Here is a 7,534-nt window from a genome sequence, read left to right as displayed (position 1 = left end):
AGCAGAGTTGAGCTGATTAAGCCAAACAAGATCACGATCGCCATTGGTGCTTGTAGTTCACTACCCGGTTCGCCGGCGGCCATTGCCAAGGGTATCAGCGCCAAGGCGGTGGCTAAAGCGGTCATTAAAATTGGAATTAAACGTTCTTGCGCGCCTTGTTCAATCGCTTGTCGCAGAGCCGATCCTTGCTGTTCTATACGACGGATATGATCAATCAGTATCACACCATTACGTGTGGCGATGCCAAACAAAGCAATAAACCCGATAATTGACGCTAAGGTCAGCACACCATCGGTAAACCAAATTGCGGCTACACCGCCAATTAAAGCTAATGGCAGGTTGAGCATAATCAAACTGGCATCACGCACTGAATTAAAGGCGGTAACTAAGATCAAGAAAATACCAACAATCACCAGCACAGACAACAGGGTTAAACGCATAGTTGCCGATTGGGCGCTTTCAAACTGGCCGCCGTATTCAATGTGATAACCGGTTGGTAAACGCAGATCCGTCAAGTCGGTTTGTATATCCTTCACTACCCCCATTAAATCACGTTCGGCGACATTCGCCATGACGACGATTTTGCGCTGAACATTTTCTCGGCTAATGGTGTTTGGCCCTCGAGTTTTTTGCACATTGGCAATCGCGGCAATAGGCACAAGCGCCCCGTTATTGAGCTGAACCAGCGTGTTTTTAATCGCATCTACCGATGCTTTATGCTCATCTGGAAACTTCAACACCACATCAAACCGAGCTTGCCCGTCTATCAATTGGTTAACACGAAGATTACCAAACGCGACCTCAATCAGTTGAGCGGCTTGTTGCAAGGTTAAACCGTAGTCTGCCAAGGCAACACGATCAAACTGGATTTGAACCTGTGGAATTTCACTTTGCTGTTCGGTGGCGACATCGACCGCGCCCGGCACTTGTTTAACCCGCTGTTCGACCTCCGCTGCGACACGTCGAAGCTCAACCAAGTCATCGCCAAAAATCTTCACCGCAATATTGGCGCGTGTGCCGGAAAGCATATGGTCAATACGATGCGAAATCGGTTGTCCAATCACGATATTAGAGCCAGGAACTTGTCTAAACTCTTGTCTTAATGCCGCTAAAAATGCTTCTCGGCTACGTTGTTTCATTTGCAAGGTGACTTCAATTTCGGACGCAAACACTTCTTGCGCATGTGGATCGAGTTCGGCTCGTCCGGTTCTGCGCGCGGTGGCGACGACTTCTGGTTCGTTTAGTAGAATTTTTTCGACCTGCCCGCCAATTTGATCGGAGGTTTGCAGCGAGGTACCCGGCAAGGTCACCACACTCACGGTTAAACTGCCTTCATTAAACGGTGGTAAAAACCCGCGCCCCATCGCAAAAAAGCTACTCACAACCAATATCACTAACGCAAACGCCATGCCCAAAACCCAATGACTTTTATTGAGAGCCAGACTTAACAAGGGTTGATAGCCTTTTTTTAATCCAGCAATGAGTTTTGAGTCATGGCTTTTATTAAGCACCGCTCCGCTGTTTGGCAATAAGTAGAGTGCTAAAGCCGGTGTCACGGTTAAGGCCACCAGTAGAGACACCAGAATCGCCACAATATAAGCCAAGCCCAAGGGCTCCATTAAACGCCCTTCGACGCCGTCTAAAAAGAATAGAGGTAAAAACACCAATATAATAATCAGCGTAGCAAACACAATCGAGCTTTGAATTTCTTGCGTTGCTCGACCAATGACGCTCATGGCAGAGGCTTTCTGTTCAGGTGGTTTTTGATTATTTTCACGTAACCGCCGCACAATATTTTCCACCACAATAATCGCATCATCGACTAACGCCCCCATCGCAATCGCAATGCCGCCCAGCGTCATGGTATTAAGTGAACCGCCTAACCAATAAATCACCAACACCGCACTGAGCACAGATATTGGAATGGCTAATAAAGCAATACCGGTTGCGCGCGCGCTCATTAAAAACACAAACATAATCGCGATCACTAAAATCGCGCCATCACGAATCGCCAGCATTAAGTTATCAATCGCGGTATCGATAAAGTCCGCTTGGCGAAACACATTGGTTTCAATCCGCATACCTTCGGGCAAAGACACCTGAATGTCTTGCATCACGTTATCTAAATTACGCGTTAATTCTAACGTGTTGATATTAGATTGTTTTTGAATGCCTAATATGACGGATGGCGTTTGGTTATAAGCCGCTGTGCCGCGTGCAGGAGCCGGTCCAACCACCACTTTAGCAACGTCTTCAAGTAAAACCGGCGACCCTGTGCCGTCTGAAACCAAAACCTGCTTAATCTCTTCAATGGCGCGTAACTGTCCCACGCCTTGGATTAAATATTCCTGCAGGTTTTCAGTCATAAACCCACCTGAAACCTTGGCGCTGGCTTGATTGAGCTGATGAATAAGTTGGCTCACTCCCAAATTATGGGCCGCTAAACGCTCAGGAGAGACAATGATTTGAAATTGTTTGGTTTCGCCGCCATTTGGGATGACTTCGGCAACGCCCGGCACCGCCAGTAAACGTCTGCGCACCACCCAATCCGCGGTGGTTTTCAATTCCATTGCGTCATGACGATCAGAAGTGAGAGCAATAAACATAATTTCACCCATAATCGATGAAATCGGTGCCATCACCGGAGTAGGTATATCAGGCGGCAGGTTAGCCGTTACGGCTTGTAGTTTTTCAGCGACAATTTGGCGTGCCTGATAAACATCCGTACCCCATTCAAAGTCGATATTCACCACGGCAATGCCAACACCTGTGTTGGAACGTACTCGGCGCACACCCGTAGCCGCACTCATCGCCGATTCAATCGGCAAGGTCACCAAACGCTCTACTTCTTGCGGTGCCAGGCCTGGTGCTTCAGTAATTAAAGTCACCACCGGTGATGTTAGATCTGGAAATACATCAATCGGGGCTTGTTTAGCAGTCCAGCTTCCCCAAACGAGCAAAGTTAAAACCGCGGCCAATACCAATAAACGGTTATTGAGTGACCAGTTGATCATACGACCAATCATAATGATGCCCCTTGTTTAATGCGCATGGCCATGACCAATTTCATCCTGTGAACTCGACGCCAGTTTGACAAAATACGCCCCCTGAGACACCACGCGTTCGCCGGATTTAACGCCGTTAACCACTTCAATCCAGTCAGCATCGCGCACGCCGAGTTTTACCACACGACGACTAAAGCTTTCACCGCTTTCTTGCACATACACCACCGCTAATCCGTTGTCATCAATCACCGCACTGGCGGGAATCGACAAACGCGGTTGAGCCGGTTCAACATAAACATGCACGGTATAACGCGCACCAATCAGGTTTGGTGCCTGATCAGCCGGATATTCAAAAATAAGTTCTAGCGAGCGTGTTTTAGGATCAATCACCAATCCTTGAGATACCAGTTGGGTGTGATTTTTTTGGTCGAGCGTGTAGGTTTGATTTTGGTTCTGAAACCAAACCCCATCTGGTTTGTTAATAGCGGTGCTGAATTTTTCAGGAACCTGTACCGATAACCAGCGTTTATAAGGGCTAGCCAGACTCAACAACTCATCACCGGCTTGAACAAACTCACCCGAACGTACTTTAATATCAAGGATTTGCCCCTCAATCGGTGAGATAAGTTCAATGCCAGTCAAGTTTGTTTGCTGGCTCTGTTGTTTAAGCCGCGCCTGTGCCGTTTGCTGTTCAACCTTAGCTAACTCAAAGTGTTTTTCGGCTTCAAACAGACGTCTTTGTGGAACCGCACCTTGTTCAAACAATGTTTGCATACGATTTAAGTCGGCTTGCGCTAACGCCAGTTGGGTTTGCGCTTGTTGCAAAGCGACCTGTAAATGTCCAATATCGGTACCCTCAGACAACTTGGGTAACACCACACCTAATGGGCTTTGTTTACTAAACGTCTGTCCCGGAAATATCGGGCTTGCGGTTATAAAATAACCGTCAGAAGGCGCTCGCAGACGCACATATTCGGTAGCCGGTGCTTGGATTTGGGCAAACCCACTTACCGCCTTGCGTAATGGGCGCTCGCTCGCTTGCATTAAGCCAAAGTCTTGTTGCCATTGCTGTTCTTTTAAATAGGTGATCTCGCCTTCGTTATGCGCGGAGACTTTCACCTGATTTGATTGCGCAACCACTTCAATCTCACCCAACTCATGACGGCTGGTAAAGTCAGCTGTCGTTAGCTCAAACACCAATTGAAAACGTCCAGCGTGACGTGGTTGAATACCGGGCATAAAAATACCTTGCCTTGCGGGTTGCGTAACCCTAAATCGTGCTAGGGTTTTATTGTCTTGTTGTAAATAGATAGTCAGTTCACCGACCTCAACCGGTTTGAAGTTATCTAAGCGCGTAAAGTGGCTGATAAAAGTCGAAGTCTGCCCCACGACCAGTGGCGCAAACTCTACAAACAATTCGGTGTGTTCGTTATGATCGGTAAATACCACCATCGGCATTTCATCTTCATCGGCGTGATCACTCTCGGTATTACCCGCATGTCCAGGTCCAGACCAGGCCTGGTGCTGAGCACCAAACGCGAGTAAAACGATCAATAACCCTTTGATCACCGAGGAATTAATGTTGGTGATCATGCTGGCCGTCTCCGTGGTCATGGTGATGCGCTGGTTTGGTCGGTTCTGTGACGTTTTGTTCAGTCGGCGCTTCATAAAACATTTCCGTTTCTTGAGGCTGAGCTTGTCGGTTTTCTGGGTGTGGATGCCCGTGATCGCCTTGGTCATGTGAATGCGATGCATCACCATGCTCATGCGTATCCGAACCATGTGGATGGTCGTAATCGTTATCGCCACAGCCTGTTAGAGCCAACATTAATCCTAGCGTTACCGCCGTTAATACGCTTTTCATATTTAATTTCCTAATAAATATTGCAATTGAATATAGTGTTCGCGCGCTTTAAACGCACTGTTCAAATAGTTTTTATGATGGGCTAATTCTGCGCGATAGACATCCAACAGTTCGATCATGCTTAACTCACCTGCTTGGTAACTGGCTTGTGCCATCGTTACCATCGGCTGGTTTTGTTGTTTAATCAGACCTTGCCAGGTTTCAGCTTGCGCTTGTTGCTGGCGCAAACTCGCCAGGTGCTGATTTAACTCTGTCTCCAGTGTTTGTTGCAGAAGTTGGCGTTCAGACTGCGCATGGATCGCCTGGGTTTGTGCCAAAATAAGCGCCCCTTTTTTTCGGCTAAATAGCGGTAAACTCATTTCTAAGCCAATTTTAAAACCGTCAGCCTTTTCACTCGCTTCGCTTATTTGGCTATAACCTACGCCAACACTGAAATCCGGCCAATAGAGTTGTTTGGCGGCGGCTTGTTGATGAGCGAGCTTCAGGTTAGTTTGCGTTGTCATTAGTTGCAGGTTCGGGTTTTGCTCAATATCCGCCAACTGTAGACTGTGCGTTTTTGGTAAGAGTTGGCCATCAAGGTTAATAACCGAAATATCAAGCAAACTGGCTAGGGTTTGTTTATAAGTTTGTAACGTGTCATCCAGCCCAAGCCTCTCAGCTTCAATCGCACGCAATTCTGTTTGGATACGGAATAAATCAAGTTTAGAGGCATCACCCAACTGCCATCTTTGCTCAACCATTAATGCCATTTCGCTTAGTTGCTGGTAATAACGTGACAGCGCTTGGCGTTGTTGCTCGGCCGCAAGCGCCTGATAAAAAAGCGTGCGCAAGCGTAACGTCCAGTCTTGTTGTCGTAAATTCAAACGTAAGGCTTGAGTAAGGTTTTGCTGCTCGGTTGCCTGTTTTTCAAGATCGGTCAACCCCCAGGGTTTTAAATCTTGTTTAAGCCACACGCTCGTCTCTTGCTCGTTGCTGGCTGAACGACTTGTTTGTTCTTGCGTAATCTCAATTCTAGGGTCGGCCCAACGTCCTGCTTGGTTCAATTGAGTTTTGGCAGCTTGCTGTTGGTTTTGCTTCATTTGAATTAAATGCGGGTTTTGTTGCGCATAACGCATCAACGCCTCTTCCGTTAAAGCTGAAGCTGAAATTGCCATATTAAAGGGGGCTGATAATAGAACCAGCGTTAAGACCAGTTTTGTATTCATAATACGAACCAACTTATTAACCATTCAAAACTGTGATGTTCGAGGATCGTAAATAACAAGGTAAAACCTATAAGCCCCCACAACACCGCCTCCAACACCCCACTAAAACCCGACGGTTTAGGATGAAGTAAACGCTCAATACGATACAGGGATGAAGAACCGGTAAAAGCCAGGCCTGGTTGGGGAGCTGAACCGTCACGACTCAGCTTTAATAGAACTTCTGCGATGTCCAGACGATCAAACTGGGCTGTCAAACGATCATCAACCTGCGCCTCAATATTAAATTGCCAATAACGCCTTAACCGCATTGGGGCAAGGTGAAAACTTAATAAAACTTCAAACAGTAGGTTTTTTAAAATATCTTGGCGACGAATATGAGAAATTTCATGCGCTAACACGATACGTTGCTGTTGTTTGGTTAGCAAATTATTAAGTTGTTTAGACCAAAAAATCACCGGATGACGTACACCGAGTACAAACGCTTGCGGTTGGATATGATCGAGCTTGGTTAAACATTTAACAGGCCCCGCCAGCTTTGCAAGACTGCGCGTTTTTAGATGCTCAATCGCCAACTTTAGCCAAGAACGTGAAACGCTCAGACCAATCAACAAGAGCAAACCAAGCCCTAACCAAAAAAGTGATGGGACAGTAAACTCTGCTGGAACGGTATTCATACAAAATATCGAAGTCTCGGCGTTTAAACAGTGCTGCGCCATCCAGCCCTGATGTTTCGCCAACCAGACAAAACCCAATGCTGAAATCAAGCTAACTGGCAAGGTTAAGGGGAGTGATGCCAGCATCCAGAGTTGACGGCGCTGGCTGGGTAATGAACTTTTCGCAAGCCAACGTGACAACAATGGCGTTAATCCATTTGCCACCAACCACAATAAAAATACCAGAACGGCAACAAGGCCGAGTGCTGCAGCTAAATCCATGAGTTACTCCCTGCCCTTTAAGCGTTTAATTTCTCGCTCTAGGGTATCAAGTGTCGATTCATCTAATGTTTCGGCCGCTTGTAAAATTGCCGCAACTGAAGACTGAGAATTTGAGTTAAAGCGGCCAAACACATCATGGATTAGGTTTGCCATTAAATCTTCACGCGTCACACGAGGTGTGTAAATGAACTCTCGTCCCTGCTTTGAACGTGCCAACAGGTCTTTACGATACAAACGTTCAAGCGTGGATTGGATGGTGTTGAGTGATACGCCGCGCGATGTGCCCGCTTGCTCGTAAACCGCTTTTACAGAAGCCTGCTTTAGCTGCCAAAGGCATTCTAAAACTTGAACTTCGAGCTCACCCAGCAAAGGCGTTGGATTAGGATTGGTCATGATTGCTTCAAATTAATTTTGTAATGGTGATCAAGCTTACAACCACTAAAACCGACTGTCAATCGGTTTTTAAAGTAAATCAATAAAAACAATTATTAGAGACACTCAGCCAACTAGCTCAAAACAAAAATG

Annotated in this window: 6 protein-coding genes; all 6 read right to left on the bottom strand. The window is 46.7% G+C overall.

All coding sequences use genetic code 11. The features are described from left to right. A partial coding sequence (locus tag IBX48_RS09260; RefSeq protein WP_296833631.1) for an efflux RND transporter permease subunit occupies positions 1-3,026 on the bottom strand: 3,026 nt, incomplete at its 3' end. A gap of 15 nt (positions 3,027-3,041) precedes the next feature. Next, positions 3,042-4,598 (bottom strand): efflux RND transporter periplasmic adaptor subunit, encoded by a 1,557-nt coding sequence (locus IBX48_RS09255; protein ID WP_296833628.1) that lies wholly within the window; start codon positions 4,596-4,598, stop codon positions 3,042-3,044. Then, on the bottom strand, positions 4,582-4,869 hold the full coding sequence (locus tag IBX48_RS09250; RefSeq protein WP_296833625.1) for a hypothetical protein: 288 nt from the start codon (positions 4,867-4,869) through the stop codon (positions 4,582-4,584). The genes IBX48_RS09255 and IBX48_RS09250 overlap by 17 nt, the downstream gene beginning before the upstream one ends. 2 nt (positions 4,870-4,871) lie before the next feature. Continuing rightward, positions 4,872-6,074, bottom strand: coding sequence for a TolC family protein (locus tag IBX48_RS09245; protein WP_296833622.1), 1,203 nt, complete (start codon positions 6,072-6,074; stop codon positions 4,872-4,874). Further along, positions 6,071-7,009: a M56 family metallopeptidase gene (locus IBX48_RS09240; protein WP_296833619.1), complete on the bottom strand. Its 939-nt coding sequence runs from the start codon at positions 7,007-7,009 to the stop codon at positions 6,071-6,073. The genes IBX48_RS09245 and IBX48_RS09240 overlap by 4 nt, the downstream gene beginning before the upstream one ends. 3 nt (positions 7,010-7,012) lie before the next feature. Continuing rightward, entirely contained in the window at positions 7,013-7,402 is a 390-nt protein-coding gene (locus tag IBX48_RS09235; RefSeq protein ID WP_296833617.1) for a BlaI/MecI/CopY family transcriptional regulator, read from the bottom strand. Positions 7,403-7,534: the final 132 nt, after the last annotated feature.

Source organism: Thiomicrospira sp. (assembly GCF_014859555.1).
Lineage (GTDB): Bacteria > Pseudomonadota > Gammaproteobacteria > Thiomicrospirales > Thiomicrospiraceae > Thiomicrospira.
This window is presented reverse-complemented; position numbering and strand designations above follow the sequence as displayed.